The following is a 23,174-nucleotide window of genomic DNA, read 5'->3' as shown; positions in this document are numbered from 1 at the left end:
AAAGGCATCCCCCCACCCGGATCAAATCTCCCCGATCATCCCGGACAGCACCTCCAGGCACGACACGCCCAGCTTGGCCGAACGCTCGCCGGACCAGCCGTGCACCGCATCCGGGTTGGGATCATGGTCCTTGAACGGCATTTCCAGCGTCACCGACACCGCGCCGAACCGCTCGGCAAGCTGGTTGGTCGACATGGCGAGATTGGCATGGCCCGCGCTCGACTTCTCATAGCCCATCTGGGTCTGGAAATCGGGCGTATGCGCGGCCAGGCGGCGACCGAATTCATAGAATTTGGCGCCATGCTCCTCGGTCCAGCTCGGAATCCCCTCGAACCCCGCGATGAAGTTCGCCGGGATCGCCTCGTCCCCATGCGCGTCGATGGCGAAGTCGACGCCGGTCCGGTCCATCCGATTGCGCACGCACAGCACTTCCGGGCTGCGCTCCGGGGTCGGGTCATGCCATTCGCGGTTGAGGTTCACCCCGGCCGCATTGGTGCGCAGATGCCCGCGCCGCGTGCCGTCGGGGTTCATGTTGGGCACGACATGGACGGTCGCCTTCGCCAGCAGATCCGCCGCCGCCGGGCCGGTCAGCCAGTCGAGCGCACCCTCCATCCACCATTCGGCCATCGATTCGCCCGGATGCTGGCGGGCATAGAGCCAGACCTGTTTGGGGCCGTCGCCAAAGCGGAAATAGTCGATCGGCTGACCGTCCAGGCTCTGGCCGATCTCCTCATGATGGACGCCCCGAGCCGCGATCCGGGCGACCAGATCATGGTGCCGCTCCATCGTATAGGGCTCGAAATAGGCGAACCAGACCAGGTCCGACTCGCCCGTCCACTGCCATTCGATCACGCCATCGGCATAGGTCGTCGGCGTCATCCGCCAATCCCGCCGATCGGTGGAGGCACGGACGTGGTAGCCGGGCCAACCTTGCGGGAAGGCCGACCCCGCGCCGTTCAGGATGCGGAAGGTGAGCATCCGCCCCTTCACCCCGCCGACGCGGAAATAGAACCACTGGTAAAAGTCCGAATCCTTGTCGGCGATGATCTCCAGGTCGACACGGTCACCTTCGATCCCGACCAGGCGGATATTGCCGCCGTCGAAGGAGGCGTTGATGGTCAGCGTCATGCCCTTACTTCACCTCGACCGTGCGGCCCGACTCGCCGGGGAATTTGGTGAACAGCGCATCGGCCAGCTTCGCCGCCTGCGCCTGCGCATCGATCCGGGCCAGCGCCTCGACCGGCGCGATGTTGCGCGCGCTGCCTTCCCAGATGGGCGACTGGTCGGCGCGGCGCTTGATCTGGACCGACAATTCGGTGCCGATGATCTCTTGCGGGCGGCTCTTGCCGATGGGGAAGCTCAAGCCGCCGCCCAGCCCGACACCGCCGCCGCGACCGCCCGAGAAGCTGCCGCCCCCCAGACCGACCGAGAAGGGCGAGGGACGCGGCGGGCCGAGTCGGTTGGCGCGGGTGAAGGCGACGGTCGCGATGAAATCGGGCTGCGCATCACCCTGCGCCACCGAATAGCCGTTGCGGAGAAGCGCGGTTTCCACGGCGGCGGCATAGGTCTTGAACTCGATGCTGGCGGGGCCGGTGTTGGACAGCGGCTCGACCCGGATCGTGCCGCGCGCGATCGGCTCGCCCAGATGATAGCGAATCACCTCGGTCGGGGGCAGGCGCCCACCCGTGGTGGAACAGGCGGCCAGCGTTCCGGCGGCGGCCGCGAGGATCAGGAGCGAACGGGCTTTCATGGACAGGAGCACCTTGGAGGATGTTACGGATGGGCAACGCATGACATATGGGGGTTGATCCGGCGGCGGAAGAGGCCGCGTTCCGGATGCATGACGTGTGACGCACATGTCATGCCCCACGCGCCAAAGCAGCCGCCCAACCTTGACTTGACGCGTCGTTGCCACTAGGCGGCGACGCTTTCCAGATCACCCTCCAGTTCAAAAGAAGCGAATCGATCATGAAGATCCGCAATTCCCTGAAGTCGCTCAAGGATCGCCACCGGGACAACCGCGTGATCCGCCGTCGCGGCCGCACCTATGTCATCAACAAGACCAACCGTCGTTTCAAGGCGCGCCAGGGCTAATCAGCCCTGATGCCGATCGATTCGAACGGGACGGGCACCCTGCCCGGACTGCGTGCCGATCGGCCGACCGCCGTCATCTTCGATGTCGGTCGCGTCCTGTACGACTGGGATCCCCGGATCCTGTATCGGCGCCTGATCGCGGACGATCGGGCGCTCGATGCGTTTCTGCGCGATGTCGTCACGACCGAATGGCATTTCCAGCATGATGCGGGACGCGACTTCGCCGACACCTCGGCGGAGTTGACCGCGCTGTATCCGCAACATCGCGATCTGATCGCCGCCTGGGGCCCGCGCTTCAACGACAGCATCGGCGATCCGATTCCGGGGATGCACGAACTGGTCGCCGAGCTCGATTCGGCTGGCGTGCCCTTGTTCGCGATCACGAACTTCAGCCATGAATTCTGGCCGCCCTTCCGTGCGCGCGAAGCGGCGCTGTTCGACCGGTTCCGCGACGTGGTGGTGTCGGGGGCGGAAAAGCTGGTGAAGCCCGATCCCGCCATCTACGCCCTCGCGCTCGCCCGATTCGGGCTGGAGCCGCATGAGGCGGTGTTCATCGACGACAATCGCGCCAATATCGACGCGGCGACGGCGATGGGCATTCATGCGCTGCACTTCACCGATGAGGCGACGTTGCGGCCCCAGTTGCGGGCGTTGGGATTGGTTGCATAGGCCAAACGTCATCCCGTGCGCTTCGACTTCGCTCAGCGCGAACGGAGGGGCGGAGATCAATCCAACGTCCGTTCAGCCTGAGCGAAGTCGAAGCCTGTCCTGAGCGCCTGCCTTCGCGGGCAGTCGACGGGGCCACGCCCAACCCTCACCGCTCCAACGACGCCATCTGCGTCTGATTCGCCTGCATCGTCTCGGTTTCCAGCAGCGCCGGGTCGAAATGATCCCCAACCATCTGATCGGTGACGATCACCGTCGTGCCAACCGAGGTGACTGCGAACAACTTCTTGGCGAAGGCGGTGGGCAGACGGATGCAGCCATGCGAATCCGGAAAGCCCGGATTGTTGCCCGCATGAAGCGCGACGCCGTCCCAGGTCAGCCGCTGCATGAACGGCATGGGCGCGTCGTTATAGAGATTGCTGCGATGCATTTCGCGCTTTTGCAGGATCGGGAAGACGCCGGTCGGGGTGTCCTTGCCGTCCTTGCCGGTCGATACCGAGGCGGCGGCGATCATCGCGTCGCCACGATAGACATAGGCACGCTGCATCGGCAGGCTGACCACCACCGTCACCGGTTGCGCCACCGGATCGACCGCCGTCATCTGCGAATCGGTCCAGACGAATCGGTTGGGGGCCAGCGCGGCGGCGGCCTGGGCGACCGTGACGGTGCCCGGCCCCTCTTCGGCGATGGCGGGTGCGGCGAAACCCAGCGTCGTGACGCCGAGCAGGGCGGCAAGAGCGAGTGCCTTCATGTCCCTTTTCCTTGGCGAGTTCATAATTTCTTAAACCCGTCAATAGACAATTTGTGCCGAGCGAAATTTTTTGCGCTGGAGCGGAACTTTCGCCGAATCGATGGAACCAAGCGATCAACCGAGACGGGACGGGGAGAAAAACCGCCCCTTCTCTGCTACATCGGAGTCGCGGGATTTCTGGGGTTTGAAGGATCATAATGTTCGATAATCTGGACGCTGCGCCGGGTCGGCGCGCGCTGCTGAAGAACGCGCTGGTCTTGGCCGGTGCGCTCGCGGTTCCGGGGGCGGCAGGTGCTCGCGAACGGCTGACGGCCGGTGATTTGCGGCCCGTTCGCCAGCCGCCGCTGCCCAGCCATCCGACGATGCCCTCGCCCATTCCGGCGCAACCGATCCTCGCCTCGTCGCGGGTGGTTCGCCCGGCGCTGCTGCGGGCCGCGATGGCCTCGCTGCAACAACATGGCGCGCGGGTGCGCCAGCGCGACCGGATGGCGATCGTCGATTTCGCGGTCGGCTCGTCCGAACCCCGGCTCCATCTGGTCGATCTGGTCAGCGGCAAGAGCACCTCGCTGCTCGTCTCGCACGGCAGCGGGTCGGACCCATCGCACAGCGGCTATCTTCAGCGCTTTTCCAACGCGTTCAACTCGAATGCCAGCTCGGAAGGCGCGTTCCTGACCGACGATTATTATGTCGGCAAACATGGCCGGTCGCAGCGTCTGATCGGGCTGGACCCGACCAACGACAACGCGCTGGGTCGCGCGATCGTGGTGCATTCGGCCTGGTACGCCAATCGCGACATGATCAAGACGCACGGCATGCTCGGCCGCAGCCAGGGTTGCTTCGCGGTCGGCGAAAGCGATCTGGACCGGGTGTTCGCCAATCTCGGTCCGGGCCGGATGATCTACGCCGCCAAGGTGTGATCCAATCCTCCCCGGCACGGGGAGGTGGCAGGCCGCAGGCCTGACGGAGGGGGGCTGCCCCACAGGATGCCCTTTGTGGCGCGCCCCCTCCACCAGCTTCGCTGGTCCCCCTCCCCGTTCCGGGGAGGATAAGAATTGCGATCCCCCACCGGGGTGGGTAAGTCCCCGATCCTCATGGTCCAGCCGCTCATCATCGCCGTCCCCAAGGGACGCATCCTGGCCGAGGCGCTGCCGCTGCTCGCCGCCGCCGGCATCCGGCCCGAACCGGCCTTCACCGACAAGGACAGCCGCGCGCTGCGCTTCGCCACCGATGTCCCCGGCATCGAGTTGATCCGCGTCCGCGCCTTCGACGTCGCCACCTTCGTCGCGCATGGCGCGGCGCAACTGGGGATCGTCGGCTCGGACGTGCTGTCCGAGTTCGGTTATTCCGAGCTTTACGCGCCGGTCGACCTGAAGATCGGCCATTGCCGCATCTCGGTCGCCGAGCCCGCCGCGATGGCGGAAAGCGACGATCCGCGCGGGTGGAGCCATGTCCGCGTCGCGACCAAATATCCGCATATCACCAGCCGCCATTTCGCCCGCCGGGGGGTGCAGGCCGAGTGCGTCAAGCTGAACGGCGCGATGGAACTGGCCCCGACTCTGGGCCTGGCGCCGCGCATCGTCGACCTGGTGTCTTCGGGCCGCACACTGAAGGAAAACGGGCTGGTCGAGGTGGAGGTGATCGAGGAAGTCACCTCGCGCCTGGTCGTCAACCGCGCCGCGATGAAGACGCGGGCGCAGGTCGTGCCGCTGGTCGAGGCGTTCCGCCGCGCCGTGGCCGAAAGGCACGCCGCATGATCCGTCTCGATACGCAGGAACCGGGTTTCGCCGCCGCGTTCGACGAACTGGTCGATGCCCGGCGCGAAAGCGATGCCGATGTCGCGCGCGACGTGCAGGTGATCCTGCGCGCGGTCCGCGACGATGGCGAGGCGGCGGTGGCAGCCTTCACCAGGCAGTTTGACGGCCATGACCTGGCGGAGAGCGGCTGGCGGATCGAGCTCGCCGATTGCCGCGCCGCCTATGAGGCGCTGGAGCCCGAACTCCGCCACGCGCTCGACCTCGCCGCCGCGCGCATCCGCGCCTATCACGAGAAGCAGAAGCCGACCGACAGCGACTATGTCGATGCGCAGGGCGTGCGGCTGGGCGCGCGCTGGACGGCGGTGGATGCGGCGGGGATCTATGTCCCCGGCGGGCGCGCGGCCTATCCGTCCTCGCTGCTGATGAACGCGATTCCGGCCAAGGTGGCGGGGGTCGAGCGGCTGGTGATGGTCACGCCGACGCCCAAGGGCGAGATCAACCATCTGGTCCTCGCCGCCGCGCATCTGGCAGGGGTGGACGAGGTCTGGCGCGTCGGCGGGGCGCAGGCGATCGGCGCGCTGGCTTACGGCGCGGGCCGCATCCAGCGGGTCGATGTCGTCACCGGCCCCGGCAATGCCTGGGTCGCCGAGGCCAAGCGCCAGGTGTACGGCATGGTCGGCATCGACATGGTAGCGGGCCCCTCCGAGATCGTCGTGGTCGCAGATGGCAAGAACGACCCCGACTGGATCGCCGCCGACCTGCTGAGCCAGGCCGAGCATGACACGGTCACCCAGTCGATCCTGTTCACCGACGATGCGGACTTCGCCACGCGCGTCGCCGAAGCCGTCGACCGGCAAATTCCCGAACTGGCCACCGCCAGCGTCGCGCGCACCGCCTGGGACGCGAACGGCGCGATCGTCGTCGTCGAGTCGCTGGAGGCGGCGATGCCGCTGGTCGACCGGCTCGCGCCCGAGCATCTGGAACTGGCGGTGGACGATCCACAAGGACTGTTCGACCGGTTGCGCCATGCCGGGTCGGTGTTCCTGGGACGGCATACGCCCGAGGCGATCGGCGATTATGTCGCGGGGCCGAACCATGTCCTGCCGACCGGGCGGCGGGCGCGCTTCGCCAGCGGGCTGTCGGTGCTCGATTTCATGAAGCGGACCAGCTTTCTGGGGCTGACCGAGACGGCATTGGCGGAACTGGGCCCGGCGACGGTGGCGCTCGCCCATGCCGAGGGGTTGCCCGCGCATGCCAAGTCGGTGGCGTTGCGGCTGCGGCTCAACCGGTAACGCTCTTTCCTCCCCTGCAAAGGATTCCTCTGCGAAACGGCTGGCAATGAGGATGGTTGAGTGATTCACTGTGCGGGCAGGAGGGCATGGTGATGGTCGAGCAGCGATCGCTGGTGGAAGCGTTGATGGATCCGCGCTTGGGATCGAATGCGAAGCTGTCGGGGATCGAGCGGCTGATCGACTGGAGCCGGCTGGAGCCGCTGGTGTCGCCGCTGCGGCAGGGTCGGACGGGTCGACCGCCCTATGCGCCGCTGGCGATGGTCAAGGCGCTGTATCTGCAGGCGTTGTATGATCTGTCGGACCCCGGGCTGGAGGAGGCGCTGCTCGACCGGCTGTCGTTCCGGCGGTTCTGCGGCTTTGCGCTGGATGGCGGCACGCCGGACGAGACGACGCTGTGCCGGTTTCGCGCGGCGGCGGCGGCGGGGGACGTGCTGGAGCGCTGCTTTGCCGAGATCAACCGGCAGCTGGATGCGCAGGGGCTGGTGCTGCGGCGGGGGACGATCCTTGATGCCTCGGTGGTCAAGGCGACCCGCAAGCCCCCGCGCGGGGACGGGATCGCGCCGGGTGATCCGCACCCCCAGGAGCCGGGAGCCGACTGGACGCGCAAGGACGGCAAGCCGGTGTTCGGCTACCGCTTCCATATCGGCATGGACGAGGGCTCGGGCCTGATCCGCAAGCTGGCCTTCACCTCGGCCAGGGTCCAGGATGTCGAACGGGCCGACGCGCTGGTCTGCGGCGACGAAGGCGCGGTCTATGCCGACCGGGCCTATGAGGGCCAGGCGCGTCGCAAGGCCCTGAAGGCGGCCGGGATCAAGGATCGCATCATGCATCGCCGGCACCGCTACATGCCAAAGCTGCCGCGCTGGCAGGCCCGGCGCAACCACCTCATCGCCAGACGGCGCGCCCCTGTCGAGGCGGTCTTCAGCGCCATGAAGCGCCTCTACGGCAAGGCGCGCACCAGATGCCTGTCGATCGAGCGGAACGCCGCAGACTTCCTCGCCTTTGCCACCATCTACAATCTCAGACGCGCCGCCATCCTTGCCGCTGGCTGAGCCGGAGCGATCCTGCCCCTCCAAACCGGCCAGCCAAAGCTGACCAAGGCCCGTACCGGATCCCTGCAGCGAAAGCCTCGCCCAGATCCTCTGTCACAAATGAGCCGTTTCGCAAAGGAATCCTGCAAAGGGAGGTGGCGCGGTAGAGCCCTGACGGAGGGGGATCGCCGTTCGCGTGGGGCCCCGCCCCTCCACCATGCTTCGCATGGTCCCCCTCCCCATCGGGGATGGGGAGGATTGGGGTTCGGTCCTTGGCCTTCGACTTCGCTCAGGCTGAACGGAGCGAGGGAATGCTAGCCCAGTATACCAGCCTCCGTTCAGCCTGAGCGAAGTCGAAGGCCAAGGGACATCCCCCACCAAAAAACGTGACGGATTGGCGACAGCCCGGTAAAGGCCCGCCAATGACTCGTCCCACCGCCCGTACCCAGGCGCGCGCCGCCGCGCGCCTTGCCGCCGTCCAGGCGCTTTACCAGCATGACATGGAACAGACCCCGCTGGCGGCGCTGCTCCACGAATTCCACAACCACCGCATCGGCGCGACCATCGAAGACGTCGAATATGCCGATGCCGACACCGATTTCTTCGACGACATCGTCAAGGGCGTGCACGCGCGCCTGGGCGAGATCGACCGGATGATCGAGGACAAGCTGGCCACGGGCTGGACGCTGAACCGGCTCGACCGGCCGATGAAGGCGCTCCTGCGCGCCGGCACCTATGAACTGATCGCCCGCCACGACGTGCCGGTGGGCGCGGTGATCAGCGAATATGTCGATGTCGCCCACGCCTTTTACGAGAAGCGCGAATCGGGCTTCGTCAACGGCCTGCTCGACGCCATCGCCAAGGTCGCTCGGGCCTGACGCCAGGATCCGCCCGATGAACGAGGCGGACTTCCTCGCCGCGCTGCGCCGGTTGCCGCTGCACCCCGGCGCGCGCGGACTGGTCGATGACGGGGCCGTGATCGACGCCGCCCCGCTGGTCGTCACGACCGACACGCTGGTCGAGGGGGTGCATTTCCTGCCCCACGATCCCCCCGCAGATGTCGCCTGGAAACTGGTCGCCACCAACCTGTCCGACCTCGCCGCCAAGGGCGCGCTGGTCGAGGGGGTGATGCTCAACTATCCGCTGGGCGAAGCCGATTGGGACCGGGCGTTCCTCGACGGGCTGGGCGTGGTGCTGAACCGCTTTCATGTCCGGCTGATCGGCGGCGATACGGTGTCGTTGCGCGGTCCCCGCGTCCTGACGCTGACCGCGTTCGGCCGCGATGCCCCCGCGCCCGCGCGCGATGGCGCGCGCGATGGCGATGCACTGTGGGTCACCGGCACGATCGGCGATGCGGGACTGGGGCTAGCGATCGCGATGCGGGGCTATGGACCGATCGCGCTGCGCGACGCCTATCGCCGTCCCCATCCGCGTCTGGCCGAGGGACGCGTGCTGGGGCCGATCGTTCATGCGATGATGGATGTCTCCGACGGCCTGCTGATCGATGCCGCGCGGATGGCGCGGGCGAGTGGATTGGCGGTGTCGATCGATCTGGATGCTGTGCCATTATCGGCGGAAGCGCGCGCCCATGGCGGAGAGGGCCGCGCGGCGCGTCTCGCGGCGGCGACGGCGGGCGACGATTACGAATTGCTGTTCGCGCTGCCCGCCGACACGACCCCGCCCGTGCCCGCGACCCGGCTGGGCGTCTTCGGGATGGGCGATGGCCTGTCGCTCCATGACGGACAGGGGCCCGTCCCCCTGCCCCCTCGCCTGGGCTTCGAGCACACAACCGGGCACTGAAACCCCTTTCGCCTCCGCGCGGCGGTGATATTCTGGCGCGACCGGACCCTGGGGAGATGGTCCGGCCAAGGGGGAAGAATGACTTTGGGTGTGACGAGGATGCTGGGCGCGTCGGTGGCGGCGCTCGCCCTGATGGCGTTGACGGGGATGACGCAGGAACCGGCCAAGCCCGCCGCCGCATCCGCTCCGGCCGCCAGGCCGGGACCGCAACCGGTCGAGGCCTTCGCCGCGCTGCCCGAGTTCGAAAAGCCCTCGCTTTCGCCCGACGGCACCCGGATTGCGGGCAAGCGCGCGCTGAACGGCCAGCAATATCTGATGGTCGTTCCACTGGTCAAAGGACAGAGCAAGCCGGCCATCGTCCCGATCGGCGAGAAGGTCGACGTCAACTGGTGGCGCTGGGTCAATGACGAATGGCTGCTGGTCGGGCTGGGCGCCAAGCAGGTGATCGAGGGCGAGGAATATTACATCACCCGCATGCTGGGCATCCGCGCCGACATGGCGAAGACGACCCGCATCGACTGGGATCGGTCGGGCTTCCGCGCCGACGAGGTTCTATGGGTCGCCAGGGACGGCAGCCCGCGCATCCTGTTCGCCAAGCAGACCGGCATCTATTCGATGGAGGATGTCTATCCGTCCGTCTTCGAAGCCGACATCTCCACCGGCAAGGTGAAGCGGATCGTCAGCGGGCAGACCGATGTGTGGGACTGGTATGCCGATGGCCAGGGCCAGTTGCGCATGGGCGTCCGCTATTCCGATTCGACGCGGCAGAAGAGCCTGCTTTATCGCCAGTCCAACGCCGAGTCCTTCCGCACGATCGCACGTGCCGATGCGCGCAAGGACGAATCGGTTCTGGTGCCCAGCATCTTCCGCCCCGACGGCACCGCGCTCGCGATCGACGACAGCGACGGCTATGACGCGCTGTACGAGGTGACGCTGCCCGACCTGAAACTGGGTCGCAAGCTGAGCAGCGTGACCGGTTACGATATCGACGGGATCATCGGGAACGAGGCGGGCGACGATATCTCGGCGATCCGCTACACCGACCAATATTATCATGACGCCTGGACCGACCCGCGCATCAAGGACTTGCAGGCGCAGGTCGACAAGGCGGTAGCGCCGCGCCGGGCGGAGATCATCTCATGGAACCGCGCCCGCACCCGCTTCCTGATCGATGTCAGCAGCCCCTCCACGCCGGGCGCGCTCTATTATTGGGATACCGATTACGGGAACATGCAGTTCCTGTCCTGGGACAATCCGCAACTCAAGGGCCAGCGCCTGTCGCCGGTGCGCACCCTGCGCTACCCGGCGCGCGACGGGACCCAGATCGAGGCGATACTGACCCTGCCGCGCGGTCGCGGGGACAAGAACCTGCCGCTGATCGTGCTGCCGCATGGCGGGCCGTTCGCGCGCGACTCGGAAAGCTGGGACTGGTGGAGCCAGTATCTGGCCGAACTCGGCTATGCGGTGATCCAGCCCAATTATCGCGGGTCCTCCGGCTACGGCACCGCCTTTGCGTTGAAAGGCCAGGGCGAATGGGGCCTGAAGATGCAGGACGATCTGAACGACGCCGTCACCTGGCTGGCCAAGCAGGGAATCGCCGATCCGAAACGCGTGTGCATGGTCGGGGCCTCCTATGGCGGCTATGCCGCGATGCGCGCGGCGCAGCGTGACGGGGCGCTGTACCGCTGTGCGATATCCTATGCCGGGGTGTCCGATCTTCAGGCGATGAAGCGCTACGACTCGCGGTTCCTGTTCAGCAAGACGCGCGCCGACTGGCTGCACAAACAGGCCCCGGACTACCGCGCCGTCTCGCCGCGTTTCGGGGCCGCCGACATGACGATCCCGCTGCTGATCGTGCACGGCAAGGAAGACAAGCGCGTACCGGTCAACCAGTCGCGGATGATGGTCGCCGCGCTGAAGGCGGCGGGCAAGCCGGTGAACTATATCGAACAGCCGCTGGCCGACCACCATTTCACCCGCTCGGAGGATCGCCTGGAATTCCTGAAGGCGATGGCGGCGTTTCTGGCGGAGCATAACCCGGCGTGAAATCCTCCCCGGCATGGGGAGGGGGAACGCCGCACGGGTATCGCCTAGAGCCGATCGAGATTTATGACACTCCTTCTTCCCTCTCCCCTGGATAGGGGAGAGGGTTAGCGGAGCTTGCCAGCCTGCTGGCTAGCGCAGCTTGGGTGAGGGGTTGAGCGAGCCACAGGCTCGCGCGCTCTTCGAGCGCAGCACCCCTCACCCAGCTCCGACTAAGCCTTTGCTTTTGCAAAGACCAAGTCTGCGCAACCCTCTCCCCTCTTTGAGGGGAGAGGGAAAAGATGGGCATATCTGAATCTCGATCCGCCTCGTGGAAGCCCCCCTCCACCACCGCTTCGCGGCGGTCCCCCTCCCCGTGCCGGGGAGGATCGGCAACCTTGCTGAACCTCATCACCGACCCCATATCCCGGGTTGATTCGGCGCGCCTTTCCTTTTGGGGCCATTGCGGCTATGGCGGCGCCTCTTCGACATACCCTAAAACAAGACGAACCGAGGTATTTTTTGGCCAAGGAAGAACTGCTCGAGATGCGCGGCCGCGTGGTGGAACTCCTCCCCAACGCGATGTTCCGCGTCCAGCTCGAGAATGATCACGAGATCCTGGGACATACGGCGGGCAAGATGCGCAAGAACCGCATCCGCGTGCTGGTCGGCGACGAAGTGCTCGTCGAGCTGACGCCGTACGACCTGACCAAGGGCCGGATCACCTACCGCTTCAAGTGAGCGAACGGCCCATCATGCCGGTCGTCCTTGCATCCTCCTCCCCGCGCCGCCGCGATCTGCTGGCGCGGCTGGGAGTCGTGCCCGAGCGCACCGCCTCGCCCGATATCGACGAAGCGCCCCGCCCCGCCGAGCTTCCGCGTGTCTATGCGCTGCGGCTGGCGGTGGAGAAGGCGCACGCGGTGGACCGTGCCGAGGGCGAGATCGTCGTCGCGGGCGACACCACCATCGCCGTCGGACGCCGCATCCTGCCGCCCGCCGAAACGGAGGATATCCAGCGCAAGCTGCTCCGCCTGCTCTCCGGGCGGCGGCATCATGCGCTGTCGGCGGTGTGCGTGATCGACACCACCGGCAAGGCGCGCACCCGGCTGGCCGACACGATCGTCGCGTTCAAGCCGCTCTCCGAGGAGGAGATCGACGCCTATATCGCGTGCGGCGAGGGACTGGGCAAAGCCGGTGGCTATGCCATCCAGGGCCGCGCCGAGGCGTTCGTCCGCTTCCTTCAGGGGAGTCATTCCGGCGTGATCGGCCTGCCGCTGTTCGAGACGCGGGCGCTGTTGAAGGCCGCCGGACTGCCGCTTGTCTGAATGGCTCTATGAGGCCGGGATCGGCGAGGCGCGCGCCGCGCTGGTCGAGGATGGCCGGATCGTTCAGGCCGCGATCGAACTGACCGGCACGCTGACCGTCGGTACGGTGGCCGAGGGGCGGCTGGTCGAATTGCTCCCCGGTCGGCAAGGTCGGGTGACGCTGGACCAGGGCGGCGACGTGCTGCTTGCCCCGGTGCCCAAGGGGATGACGCAAGGCTCAGGCCTGACCGTCATCGTCACGCGCGAGGCGATTCCCGAACGCGGCCGCTCCAAATTGCCCAAGGTGCAGGTCGCCCCGGAGGATGCCCCCCCCGGCCCCGGCCCCGATCTGCGCGCCCGCATTGTCGCCACCGGCATTCCCGTCCGCGAAATGCTGGCACATCAACCCGACGATCTGGAAGCGGCCGGCTGGTCCGAACTGCTCGACGAAGCGGTGACGGGCGAGATCGGCTTCGGCCCGGGCGTGCTGCGGATGACGCCGACCCCGGCGATGACCTTGTTCGACGTCGATGGCTCGCCGCCGCACGAAGCCCTGTCCATCGCCGCCGCGCGCGCGGTGGGTGAGGCGATCCTGCGCCACGGGATCGGTGGGTCGATCGGGATCGACTTCCCCACGCTGGAGGGCAAGGGGCCGCGTCAGGCGGTGGCTGAGGCGCTGGATGCTGCTCTGCCCCTCCCCTTCGAGCGGACGGCGGTCAACGGCTTCGGCTTCCTCCAGATCGTGCGCCCGCGTCCCCGCGCCTCGATCCCCGAGCGGCTGGGGATCGACCCGATCGGCGCGCGGGCCCGTGCGCTGCTGCGGCAATGGGAGCGCGAGCCGGCGGGCCCGGCCCCCGTGCACCGGCTGTCCGGCTCCCTATATGATCGATTGATGGCGAACCCTGGCTGGCGCGACGAGGTCGCGCGCCGCACCGGTCGCCCGCTGCAACTGGAACGAGCGTCATGACCACCTGCCCCATCTGCGACAAGCCGACCGCCGCCGACCACGCCCCCTTCTGCTCGCGCGGGTGCAAGGACCGCGACCTGCTGCAATGGCTGGGCGAGGGTTATCGCATTCCGGTCAAAGAAAGTGACGAGGAAGGGCTGGACACCGGCGGAAACCACCCCTAAAGGCACGCCTCCAATCGCAATCGCGGTGTGGGCCCAAGTAGCTCAGTTGGTAGAGCATGCGACTGAAAATCGCAGTGTCGGTGGTTCGATCCCGCCCTTGGGCACCATTTTCCTGACATCGATAATCGTGCTGCCATAGGGCACTCCGTGGATGCGATCGCGCGCCGGGTCGCATTGTCGTGCCGAACCGACATTCCGGAGCCGAATCGCCACTGGATCACCTCCATCGGCACTGCCATGATGCTACGATGCAAAAGGGCGGGGTCACGGGAAGAGCGGAGGCGCGCGGGCAAGGCTGGCCCAGGCTATTGACGTTCCCTGCTATTCTTGCCGCTTGTTCCCGTTTACCCACGCACCGTCGAACGCTCCGACCGTCGCTGTGCCTGAGCATCGCGGCAATGCTGCCCGGCCCCGCCGTTTCGGCGGCGGCGGCGGCGGACCGGCCCGCCCTTACCGACTTGCGCCATAGCCGATGGACGTTGGGCGACGGCGCGCCGGGCAACATCCGGGCGATCACGCAAGGGCCGGACGGCTTCCTCTGGCTCGGCACCTCGACCGGGCTCTACCGCTTCGATGGGATCAGCTTCGAGCGCATCCTGCCCAGCGACGAACGACGGCGACGCTCGCTTCAGGTGACGGCCCTGCTCGCGGCGCGCAACGGCGACATATGGGTCGGCTATGACAGCGGCGGCATCGCCGTGGTCCGCCATGGCGTCCTGCGGGATGCCAATCCATGGACACCCGATGGCGGCGTCGATTCGATCGTGCAGGCGCGCGACGGCTCGATCTGGGTGACGGGCGACAGCCGGGGCGTGCTGCTGGTCAGTCGGCTCAAGGATGGCCGATGGATGCGGATCGGCCCCCGCCAAGGCTATACGCCGGGAGAGATGGGTCCGATCCTCGCGGCGGCGGACGGCAGCGTCTATCTGTCGTCTCCGCCCGCCGTGTTGCGCCTGCGTCCGGGCATGGACCATTTCGAAACGCTCCCCTTCCAGGCCGCACCCTATGCCACGCTGGCGGAACAACCCGTCGGAACGATATGGCTGGCCGATGACAAGGGGCTTCGTCGGCTGGGCGGAACCGGCGGACCGGTATCGCTCGCCGGCGCGAACACCCCGTTCGCCCGGCGGACCATGCGGGCCGACCGGGACGGCCACCTCTGGATCCTGGCGCAGGACGACGGGCTGACCCGTTTCACCCCGACGCGGGACGGCCCCGGCACAGCGGAGCGGATGACCGTCGAGCAGGGCCTGACCTCCACCCTCAGCCTGTCGACCTTCGAGGATCGCGAGGGCAATATCTGGGTCGGCACGGCATCCGGCCTGGACCGCTTCTCCCCCGCGAACGTCGCCCAGTCCCCGGTCAGGGAAGGCATCGTCACCGGCTTCGTGCGGTCGCGCACCGGCAGCCGTCTGTTCGTTGCGGGACTGTCGGGCATCTATCGCATCGACGCCGGTCAGCCGACGCCCAGGCTCATCTTCCGCAAGCCCTCGATCGGCGTGCTGTGCGGCGACGACCGGCACCTGCTGACCTTCAGCCTCGAAGGGCATTATCGTCTGGACCTCACGCCATCGGGATCGGTCGCCCATGTCCGCAAGGTGGGCGACCCACTCTCGATTTCCTGTGTGCTGGACCAGCAAGGCCGGTTCTGGACCGGTCGCGACCGGCTCTACCAGCTGATCGGATCGCAGCTGGTTCCGGCGGCCGGGGCCTCCGGCGAGAAGAAGGGGACGTTGGGAAAGCTGCGGGTCGATCCGCAGGGCGGCCTGATCTTCAGTCGACCGAGCACCGGCTTTCGCCGACGCATCGGCACGACGGAAAGCGCGCTCTGGCCGCGCAAGGCGCCGACCATCGGTGCGATCTCGACCATGGCGTTCGACGGCCGCGCGATCCTGGCCGGGGCCGAAGCGGGTGTCGGACGATGGGATGGCCGGGCCTTCGCCAATCTGCGTCAGCGGGACTATCCGTTCCTGGCGGACATCACCGGCATCCTGCCGACCCCGGACGGGTCGACATGGCTGATCGGCGTCGACGGGATCGTCCGCACCTCGACCAAGGCGCTGAACGCGGCCTTCGATCGTCCTGGCCGTCCGTTGCCGATCGAACGCTTCGGCTATTATGAGGACTTCGCCGCTCGCACCTATATGAACCAGGCGAACGACGCCGCGCAGGACGCCAGCGGGCGCATCTGGTTCGCGACGAACAAGGGGCTGGCCTATGTCGATCCCGCCGGCATCGTGAAGAATACGCTACCGCCCCCCGTCACGATCCGGTCGCTGACCGCCGCCGGACGGGTGTGGACGCCCTCGGACACGCGGATCGCGCTTCCCGCCGGAACCGACCGCGTACAGATCGACTATACCGGCCTCAGCCTGACCGATGCCAAGGCCAACCGCTTCCGGTATCGGCTGGAGGGGGCGGACACGGTCTGGACGGATGCGCAGGGGCGGCGGCAGGCGCTCTATACCAATTTGGGGCCGGGCGTTTACAGCTTCCATGTGCTCGCCGCCAACAATGACGGGGTGTGGAACCGCGAGGGCGCGGTCCTCCGCTTCGAGATCGCACCCCGATTCTATCAGACGATGTGGTTCGCCCTGCTCTGTGCACTGGGTGTCGGGGGGCTGTTGTGGCTGCTCTACCGCCAGCGGCTGCGGATCATCGCCGACCGCACCCGGGCGGGGTTCGAGGCGCAGTTGTCGGAACGCGAGCGAATCGCGCGTGAGCTTCACGACACGCTGCTTCAGGGATTCCAGGGCCTGATGCTGCGGTTCCAGGCGGCGGCCGAGAAGCTTCCGCCCGGCGGTGAGGCTCGTATGGCGCTGGAAGGGGCGCTGGACCGCGCCGACGACGTGCTGCTGGAGGGACGCGATCGGGTCAGGGCCCTGCGCGAGGATATGGAGCCGGTCCACCTGCGACCGCGCCTGTCGGCCCTTGCAGGCGCCATCCTTCCGGCGGGCATGGATTTCGCGATAGACGAGAAGGGTCGCGCGCGCCCCGTCTGCGCTCCCGTGGCGGACGAGATCGCCTCCATCGTCGCGGAGGCGCTGGCGAACACCGCGCGCCATGCCCATGCCTCGAACGTGCATGTCGGGATCGTCCACGGCTTGGACAAATTGACGGTCACGGTGCGGGATGACGGCCGGGGGCTGCCCGCCGACGTGCTCGCCGCCGGGCACCGCGAAGGTCATTTCGGCCTGGTCGGCATGCGGGAACGGGCGATGCGGCTCGGCGGCACGCTGTCGATCACCTCGCCGCCCCAGGACGGTACGCATATCGCCATCGTCATGCCCGCCCGCATCGCCTATCGGTAAGGCCGCCTCCAGGGTTTCGAGGGGCGCGATGCAGCAGCTTTGAGCAACTCGGCTGCCGATCCGACAAGCCGCCCCATGCCCCGACGCCTAGCGTGGCCTGCATCATTCACCGCAGGAGTACGCATCACCATGGCCGACACCGCAACATCCCCGCCCACCGTCGTCCTCGTCCACGGAGCCTGGGCCGATGGCTCCAGCTGGCAACGTGTCATCCCGATCCTGCTCGATCGCGGCATTCCGGTCGTCGCGGTGCAGAACCCGACCAGCTCGCTGGCGGACGATGTCGCAGCGACCCGGCTGGTGCTCGATTCGGTGCCGGGGCCCGTGGTTCTGGTCGGCCATAGCTGGGGCGGCGCGGTGATCACCGAGGCGGGGACCGACGAGAAGGTCCAGGCGCTCGTCTATGTCGCGGCATTCGCGCCCGCCGCGGGGGAGACGGTCGGCGAACTGGTGGGGAAGTTCGCCAATCCCCCGGGACTTTCCAAGATCGTCGATGACGGGAAGGGCAATCTCAAGCTCAGCGCCCAAGGCTGGGTGGAGGATGTGGGGCAGGACCTGCCCGAAGCGGAGGCCCGCATCCTCGCCACGCTGCAACCACCCCTCCCCGCCAGCACGTTCGGCGAGGCGATCAGCCGTGCCGCCTGGGAGGATCGTCCGAACTGGTACATCGTCTCCAGCGAGGATCGCGTCGTGAACGTCGACCTGGAACGCATGTTCGCCGCACGGATGAGCGCGAAGACGACCGAGCTGAAGGCCAGCCATCTGTCCCTATTGTCGCAGCCCGAGGCGGTAGCCGCCATCATCATGGAAACGGTCGAGAGCATCGCCGCCGCCTGAGCGCCACGAACCGGAAGGCGCTCCTCGTCCTGTCCGGACAGGGGGCGCCTTCATGCCCACGATCGCGGCGACAGGCTCGACCTTCACCGCCGCCGCAGGATGCTTCGGCTCTGGAGAGCGACCGCGACCGCCGCCAGTGCGATGCCCAGCCACGCGACGGCGGACCAGCCGCCCGCCCTCCACGCCGCGGTGGCCGCCGCCGATCCGCCCGCGCCGCCCAGGAACATCGCCCCCATGAAGATGGTGTTCAGGCGCGCCCGCGCCTCGGGACGAAGCGCGTAGACGACATGCTGGTTGGACACGAGCGCGCTCTGCACCGCGAAGTCGAGCAGGATCACCCCGACGACCAGACCGGCGAGCGACTGCCACAGCCCGAACACCGCCCAGGAGAGGAGCGTCAGCGCCGCCCCGATCGCGATCACCCCGTGCGGTCCGCGCCGATCGGCCATCCGCCCGGCGATCGGTGCGGCGAGAATCCCGACCGCTCCGACGATGCCGAACAGCCCGGCCACATCAGCACCGAGTGCGAAGCGGGGTTCCTGCAAATGCAGCGCAAGGATGGTCCAGAAGGCGGTGAAGGCACCGAACAACAACGCCTGGGTCACGGCCGCCAGCCGAAGCTCCGCGAACTCGTTCCACAGATGCCGCAGCGAACCCAGAAGCTGGCCGTAACGCAGATCGCTGTCCGGATGACTGCGCGGCAGTGCCGCCGCCATCAGCCCCCCTGCGCCGAGCGCCATCGGCACGCCCAGCCAGAACATCTCGCGCCAGCCCGCATGGGTGGCGACGAAGCCGGCAAGCGTCCGGCTGAGCAGGATGCCGCACAAAAGGCCCGACATCACGGTCCCGACCGTCGCGCCCCGCTTTTCGGGCGAGGCGAGATGCGCCGCGAAGGGCACGATCTGCTGCGCCACCGTCGCTGCCACGCCGAGCAGGAGCGAAGCGAACACCACCGCCCAGGCATTCGGCGCGACGGCGGCGGCGACCAGCGCCATGGCCAGCACCAGGAATTGCAGGACGATGAGCTTCTTGCGCTCGATCAGGTCGCCCAGCGGCACGAGCAGGAACAACCCGGCGGCATAGCCGAGTTGCGTCGCGGTCGGGATGAGCCCGGTCGCCGCACCGGGCAGGTCCCGCTCCATCACCCCCAGCATCGGCTGGTTGTAATAGATGTTGGCAACAGCAATCCCCGCCGCGACCGCCATGGCGAAGGTCAGCCCCCGTCCGAGGGCCGGGCTCGACGCTGGCGAGGCGGCAAGCGGCGTCGGGGGTGTCGATATGGTCATGCGATCCTCCAGTCGAAAACCCGATCCCCGAAGATTGTCGGATACGAGGCTAGGTTACGCGGCCACCGGGTATCAGCCCGCCGATGGCCACGTCTTGTATATCCCGAACGGATACACCGCCGAGCGGCAGTTTGCGGATGAAAAGCCCGCCTATTCCGTTGGATAGCGGCACCGTGGCTCCCGTTCCGCGTTTGAAGCAGCGTGAAGGAGCCGGATATGGAAGACAAGTCGAACGAAGAACGCGTGCTGTACGTCCCCGACAGCCCCAATGTCGGGGCCGCCGACCCGGACGGGAATGCGGACAACCCGAAACAGGCCGCCAAGGATCAGGCCCGGGCGGACGATCTGGCCGCGAAGGTCGCGATCGGCGACGAACTGTCGGCCTATGAACGCGTGGCGGGCCGCGGCGTCGTGCCGGAATAGGCTGAACCGATCCCTCCGGGCCCTCGGGCGGATACCCCAGGGCCGGGAAGGTCACGCGGCCTGCCAGGTCCGGCGCCAGGCCAGCGGCGTTTCGTTGACCAGGCGGCGGAACAGGCGGGTCAGATGCGCCTGGTCGGTCAGCCCGCAGGCACAGGCGATCTGGCTGAGCGAGTCGCGCGTGCTCAGCATCAGGGTCTGCGCGCGACGGATGCGCTGGCGGACGATATAGCCATGCGGCGTGTCGCCGGTGCTGGCCTTGAACGCGCGGCAGAAATGACCGGGGCTGAGCCTGGCCACATTGGCAAGGTCCTCGATCAGGATCGCGCTTTCCAGATACCGCTCGACATGGTCGCGCACCCGGCGGATCTGCCAGGCCGCCAGACCGCCCTTGGTCGGCCCGTTGCCATCCACCGGAACCGCGCTGGGCAGCAGCACCCGGTCCATCGGATCGGTCCCGCCGCCCGAGAGTAGGTCGCGGACCTCATCCAGATAGCGACGGGTGAGCGCGGGATCGTCCTCGATCGCACGCTCCGCCCGACCGATTAGTTCCAGCAGATAGGGCGGCGCGGCGTTCGCATCGGTGTGCGAAAAGGCCCTGGCGTCCGAAAGCATCGCGTTCCTCCCGAATTCAATGTCCGGGAGTCGTTATCGCCCTCGAAGATCGTCCAAAAAATCGAACGGGGGTTTGCCGCGACCCTGCACCTTGGCCGCAGCAACCCCCAACCAAGGTTCAGCTTGCGCGGTAGGAAGTCATCAAAGGGTCAGAGCGTGATCATGCCCCGCCGTGCGGCGATGGTGACCGCATGGGTGCGATCGGACGCGCCCAGCTTGGAATAGATGACCTTCATATAGCCCTTGATCGTATCCTCGGAGAGGCCGAGGCGGCCGCCGATCTGCTTGTTGGAATTGCCGCCCGCCGCCAGCGTCAGCACCTCCACCTCACGCCCCGGACAGCGCGTCCTCCATGGCGTGCAGCGCGATGCCGGTGGCGACCTCGGCGGTCAGGTGGCGTCCCCCGGCATGAACCGAGCGGATCGTGTCGAGCAGTTCCTTGCGCAAGGCATTCTTCAGCAGATAGCCCGCCGCACCCGCCCGGAGCGCCTGCATCGCCTGCGCGTCGCCGGAATAGGTCGTCAGGACGACGATCCGCGCATTGGGATAGGCACCGCGGATCGCCGTGATCGCCGCCACGCCGCCCATGCCGGGCATCTGGAGATCCATCAGCACGACATCGGGCCGATGGCGTTCGAACAGGGTGATCGCGGCCTCACCGCTTTCCGCCTCGGCGACGATGTCCATATCCGGCTGGGGGTCGATGACGGCCCGCACACCCTCCCGCAACATGGGATGGTCGTCCACGATCAGGATGCGGATAATGTCTGTCTGTGCCATCGGAGTACCTGTTCCTCCTTCAGCCGTCGGAGGTTCATCGCCTATAGCGCGGTTGAAGGCGATCCTGAAACGCTCGACGAACCGCTCCAGATCTGTGGGGCGGCTGAGGAACGACCATCGGCGCACGGGCTGCGTACTGGCCCGGAGCACCGCCTCGATGCCTGCGATGGCCACCCACAGATGCGGCATGGCGAGCGTCGAGGCATCGGCTCCATCCTCCCCGCCGCACGCGGACGCGACATGCCCGACCTTCATCCGCGTCGCCTGTTCGGCGGCGGCCTGCGCGGCGCGGCGCACGGTATCCGCCGTGATCGCCTCGGTGGTCCCGAGCCCGAGGATCAACACCGCCCCGGCGCGGATCGGCCCCGGTGGCCTGGACAGGAGCAGCGTCTCGCCGAGCCGTCCGGACAGCAGGCCGGCATGGCGCAATCCCTTCACGCCACCTCCCAGGGCCCGCTCCAGGCCGACCAGTATCGTCGGCGCGGGGTCCCGCAAATGGATGCCCGCCACGGCCAGATCGGCCTCGACCCGCCAGAGCGTGCCGGGCACGATGTCCAGGGTGCAGCCGTGCAGCACGCCGATCACCCGCGACCCGCCGATGGTTCCTGGGCCCTTCGTCACCGGCAATCCCGCCCCATCGCCCTCTCGCTCCGATCGCTATCCTTTGCCCCGGAGCACAACATGGGCGACGGACCAGGGCCTTGGACGGGATGGATGCTTCTTGGACGGGGCTGCCCAAACAGCGATCGTACCGCGTGGAAATCCTTCCCCACCGGGTGAAAGCGATTTATTTTCAGACCGTTAGACGAACATCCGAGCCTCCGGGAGATTCAGCATGACGGCAATGTGCAGGCATATGGACCGCACCACGGTCCGGCATGTGACACCCAGCGCAAAGGGATGCGAGGAATGCCTGAAGATCGGCAGCGTCTGGGTGCATCTGCGGCTGTGTCGCGAATGCGGCCATGTCGGCTGCTGCGACGACTCGCCCCATCGCCATGCGCGGGCGCATTTTCACGACACGCGCCACCCGATCATCGAAGGCTATGATCCGCCGGAAGGCTGGGGATGGTGCTACATCGACGAGGCGTTCGTCCCGCTACCCGACCGGACACCGCAAATCGGCCCGATCCCGCGCTTCGTGTGATCCGATCCCCCGAACCGGCATGGACGCGAGCAACGCCGCAACCCCCGGGGTCGCGGCGTTGCGGTGGGCGGATCCTCGGGGATCAGCCGCGCAGGAACGCCAGCAGATCGGCGTTGTAACGGTCCTTGTGCGTGACGACGAGCGCATGGGGCGCGCCTTCATACACCTTCAGCTCGGAATGCGGGATCATGCGGTGCGCCTGCTCCGCCGTGGGTTTGATCGGCACGACCTGATCGGCGTCGCCATGGACGATCAGCGTGGGCATGGTGAAGGCGGCCATGTCCGGGCGGAAATCCGACTCCGAGAAGGCACCGACACAGTCATAGGTGCCCTTGATCCCGCCCATCAGCGCGATCTGGAGCGTCTGCTTCAGGATGCCATCGGACACCGCGTCCGGGTTTTTGTTCGTTCCGTAGAACAGCGCGTTGAAATCATCGAGGAACTGCGGCCGGTCCTTCAACAGGCCCTGGCGGATGCCGTCGAAGATTTCGGGCGGCGCGCCGTCGGGATTGTCGTCCGCCCTCATGAAGAAGGGGGTCACGGCGGAGGTCAGACAGGCCTTGGTGACGCGCGCGCCCTTGTAGCGCGAGATATAGCGCGCGACATCGCCGCCGCCCATCGAGAAGCCGACCAGCGCCACCTCCTCCACGCCCGCGGTTTCGAGGACCAGCGCGATATCGTCGGCGAAGCTGTCATAGTCATAGCCGCTCCATGGCTGGCTGGAGCGGCCGAAGCCCCGGCGGTCATGCGCGATCACGCGGAAGCCCGCCTCTCCGAAAAACATCATCTGCTGCTCCCACATGTCGGCGCTGAGCGGCCAACCGTGGCTGAAGAAGATGGCGGGTCCGGTGCCCCAATCCTTATAGTAGATTTCGGCTCCATCCTTGGCAGTGACGTAAGGCATCGGTAGAAACTCCTGGCGAGGTCGCGATC

Annotated in this window: 23 protein-coding genes, 1 tRNA gene and 2 pseudogenes; 18 read left to right on the top strand and 8 right to left on the bottom strand. The window is 67.2% G+C overall.

The window, feature by feature from the left end; genetic code table 11:
* Nucleotides 1-21: 21 nt before the first annotated feature.
* Together QE379_RS03150 and QE379_RS03145 are read right to left on the bottom strand one after the other, a co-directional pair.
* Entirely contained in the window at nucleotides 22-1,128 is a 1,107-nt protein-coding gene (locus tag QE379_RS03150) for a M14-type cytosolic carboxypeptidase (RefSeq protein ID WP_306997757.1), read from the bottom strand.
* 4 nt (nucleotides 1,129-1,132) lie between these two features.
* Nucleotides 1,133-1,750 (bottom strand): DUF4136 domain-containing protein, encoded by a 618-nt coding sequence (locus QE379_RS03145; RefSeq protein WP_306997755.1) that lies wholly within the window; start codon nucleotides 1,748-1,750, stop codon nucleotides 1,133-1,135.
* 218 nt (nucleotides 1,751-1,968) lie between these two features.
* On the opposite strand from QE379_RS03145, the gene ykgO reads away from it, so the two are divergent.
* Nucleotides 1,969-2,094, top strand: coding sequence for a type B 50S ribosomal protein L36 (gene ykgO / locus QE379_RS03140; RefSeq protein WP_003046794.1), 126 nt, complete (start codon nucleotides 1,969-1,971; stop codon nucleotides 2,092-2,094).
* 9 nt (nucleotides 2,095-2,103) lie between these two features.
* Nucleotides 2,104-2,763, top strand: coding sequence for an HAD family phosphatase (locus tag QE379_RS03135; RefSeq protein ID WP_306997753.1), 660 nt, complete (start codon nucleotides 2,104-2,106; stop codon nucleotides 2,761-2,763).
* 145 nt (nucleotides 2,764-2,908) lie between these two features.
* Here the strand turns inward: QE379_RS03135 and QE379_RS03130 are convergent, their stop codons facing one another.
* The gene (locus QE379_RS03130) at nucleotides 2,909-3,511 is read right to left on the bottom strand and encodes a L,D-transpeptidase family protein (protein WP_306997751.1); all 603 of its coding nucleotides are present in this window, start codon (nucleotides 3,509-3,511) and stop codon (nucleotides 2,909-2,911) included.
* A 197-nt stretch (nucleotides 3,512-3,708) separates the two neighbouring features.
* Here QE379_RS03130 and QE379_RS03125 point away from each other — a divergent pair, with 197 nt between their 5' ends.
* The 14 genes from QE379_RS03125 (at nucleotide 3,709) to QE379_RS03060 (ending at nucleotide 17,993) form a co-directional block, all read left to right on the top strand.
* Nucleotides 3,709-4,428: a murein L,D-transpeptidase catalytic domain family protein gene (locus tag QE379_RS03125; protein WP_306997749.1), complete on the top strand. Its 720-nt coding sequence runs from the start codon at nucleotides 3,709-3,711 to the stop codon at nucleotides 4,426-4,428.
* A 174-nt stretch (nucleotides 4,429-4,602) separates the two neighbouring features.
* Nucleotides 4,603-5,265: an ATP phosphoribosyltransferase gene (gene hisG, locus QE379_RS03120; protein ID WP_306997747.1), complete on the top strand. Its 663-nt coding sequence runs from the start codon at nucleotides 4,603-4,605 to the stop codon at nucleotides 5,263-5,265.
* Nucleotides 5,262-6,557, top strand: coding sequence for a histidinol dehydrogenase (gene hisD, locus QE379_RS03115; protein WP_306997745.1), 1,296 nt, complete (start codon nucleotides 5,262-5,264; stop codon nucleotides 6,555-6,557). The genes hisG and hisD overlap by 4 nt, the downstream gene beginning before the upstream one ends.
* 56 nt (nucleotides 6,558-6,613) lie before the next feature.
* A complete protein-coding gene (locus tag QE379_RS03110; protein ID WP_306997743.1) occupies nucleotides 6,614-7,609 on the top strand; it encodes an IS5 family transposase in 996 nt (331 codons plus the stop codon).
* A 401-nt stretch (nucleotides 7,610-8,010) separates the two neighbouring features.
* The gene (gene nusB / locus QE379_RS03105) at nucleotides 8,011-8,466 is read left to right on the top strand and encodes a transcription antitermination factor NusB (protein ID WP_306997741.1); all 456 of its coding nucleotides are present in this window, start codon (nucleotides 8,011-8,013) and stop codon (nucleotides 8,464-8,466) included.
* Between the two features lie 16 nt (nucleotides 8,467-8,482).
* The gene (thiL, locus tag QE379_RS03100) at nucleotides 8,483-9,388 is read left to right on the top strand and encodes a thiamine-phosphate kinase (RefSeq protein ID WP_306997739.1); all 906 of its coding nucleotides are present in this window, start codon (nucleotides 8,483-8,485) and stop codon (nucleotides 9,386-9,388) included.
* 78 nt (nucleotides 9,389-9,466) lie between these two features.
* Nucleotides 9,467-11,434 carry a S9 family peptidase gene (locus tag QE379_RS03095; protein WP_306997737.1) on the top strand — a complete coding sequence of 656 codons (1,968 nt, stop codon included), beginning with the start codon at nucleotides 9,467-9,469 and terminating at the stop codon, nucleotides 11,432-11,434.
* Nucleotides 11,435-11,932: 498 nt separating this feature from the next.
* Entirely contained in the window at nucleotides 11,933-12,151 is a 219-nt protein-coding gene (gene infA, locus QE379_RS03090; protein ID WP_007403889.1) for a translation initiation factor IF-1, read from the top strand.
* Nucleotides 12,152-12,165: 14 nt separating this feature from the next.
* The gene (locus tag QE379_RS03085) at nucleotides 12,166-12,735 is read left to right on the top strand and encodes a nucleoside triphosphate pyrophosphatase (protein ID WP_307003055.1); all 570 of its coding nucleotides are present in this window, start codon (nucleotides 12,166-12,168) and stop codon (nucleotides 12,733-12,735) included.
* Nucleotides 12,728-13,681, top strand: a complete 954-nt coding sequence (locus QE379_RS03080; RefSeq protein ID WP_306997735.1) for a ribonuclease — start codon at nucleotides 12,728-12,730, stop codon at nucleotides 13,679-13,681. Before QE379_RS03085 ends, QE379_RS03080 begins: the two co-directional genes overlap by 8 nt.
* Nucleotides 13,678-13,845: a DNA gyrase inhibitor YacG gene (locus tag QE379_RS03075; protein WP_306997733.1), complete on the top strand. Its 168-nt coding sequence runs from the start codon at nucleotides 13,678-13,680 to the stop codon at nucleotides 13,843-13,845. Before QE379_RS03080 ends, QE379_RS03075 begins: the two co-directional genes overlap by 4 nt.
* A 31-nt stretch (nucleotides 13,846-13,876) precedes the next feature.
* Nucleotides 13,877-13,952: transfer RNA gene (locus tag QE379_RS03070), tRNA-Phe, on the top strand.
* A 291-nt stretch (nucleotides 13,953-14,243) separates the two neighbouring features.
* Nucleotides 14,244-17,156 (top strand): sensor histidine kinase, encoded by a 2,913-nt coding sequence (locus tag QE379_RS03065; RefSeq protein WP_306997731.1) that lies wholly within the window; start codon nucleotides 14,244-14,246, stop codon nucleotides 17,154-17,156.
* Nucleotides 17,157-17,285: 129 nt separating this feature from the next.
* Nucleotides 17,286-17,993, top strand: a complete 708-nt coding sequence (locus QE379_RS03060) for an alpha/beta fold hydrolase (RefSeq protein WP_306997729.1) — start codon at nucleotides 17,286-17,288, stop codon at nucleotides 17,991-17,993.
* Between the two features lie 83 nt (nucleotides 17,994-18,076).
* Here the strand turns inward: QE379_RS03060 and QE379_RS03055 are convergent, their stop codons facing one another.
* A complete protein-coding gene (locus tag QE379_RS03055; protein WP_306997727.1) occupies nucleotides 18,077-19,279 on the bottom strand; it encodes an MFS transporter in 1,203 nt (400 codons plus the stop codon).
* 216 nt (nucleotides 19,280-19,495) lie between these two features.
* Between QE379_RS03055 and QE379_RS03050 the strand changes: the two genes are divergently transcribed.
* Entirely contained in the window at nucleotides 19,496-19,702 is a 207-nt protein-coding gene (locus tag QE379_RS03050) for a hypothetical protein (RefSeq protein WP_306997725.1), read from the top strand.
* A gap of 51 nt (nucleotides 19,703-19,753) precedes the next feature.
* On the opposite strand, the gene QE379_RS03045 is transcribed toward QE379_RS03050, so the two are convergent.
* The 3 genes and pseudogenes from QE379_RS03045 to QE379_RS19555 all read right to left on the bottom strand — a co-directional run.
* Nucleotides 19,754-20,314, bottom strand: coding sequence for a helix-turn-helix domain-containing protein (locus QE379_RS03045; RefSeq protein ID WP_306997723.1), 561 nt, complete (start codon nucleotides 20,312-20,314; stop codon nucleotides 19,754-19,756).
* A 149-nt stretch (nucleotides 20,315-20,463) separates the two neighbouring features.
* Nucleotides 20,464-21,094: pseudogene (locus QE379_RS19560) on the bottom strand (response regulator).
* 216 nt (nucleotides 21,095-21,310) lie between these two features.
* Nucleotides 21,311-21,604, bottom strand: a pseudogene (locus QE379_RS19555) (M17 family peptidase N-terminal domain-containing protein); the annotation flags it as partial.
* Between the two features lie 346 nt (nucleotides 21,605-21,950).
* On the opposite strand from QE379_RS19555, the gene QE379_RS03030 reads away from it, so the two are divergent.
* Nucleotides 21,951-22,241, top strand: coding sequence for a UBP-type zinc finger domain-containing protein (locus tag QE379_RS03030; protein WP_306997717.1), 291 nt, complete (start codon nucleotides 21,951-21,953; stop codon nucleotides 22,239-22,241).
* An 82-nt stretch (nucleotides 22,242-22,323) separates the two neighbouring features.
* Here the strand turns inward: QE379_RS03030 and QE379_RS03025 are convergent, their stop codons facing one another.
* Complete coding sequence (locus tag QE379_RS03025; RefSeq protein WP_306997715.1) at nucleotides 22,324-23,145, bottom strand: alpha/beta fold hydrolase; 822 nt, start codon at nucleotides 23,143-23,145, stop codon at nucleotides 22,324-22,326.
* Nucleotides 23,146-23,174: the final 29 nt, after the last annotated feature.

This window comes from Sphingomonas sp. SORGH_AS_0879, assembly GCF_030819175.1.
In the GTDB taxonomy this organism is placed as follows: Bacteria; Pseudomonadota; Alphaproteobacteria; order Sphingomonadales; family Sphingomonadaceae; genus Sphingomonas.
The sequence above is the reverse complement of the archived record's forward strand: the minus strand, read 5'-3'. Positions and strand labels throughout refer to the sequence as shown.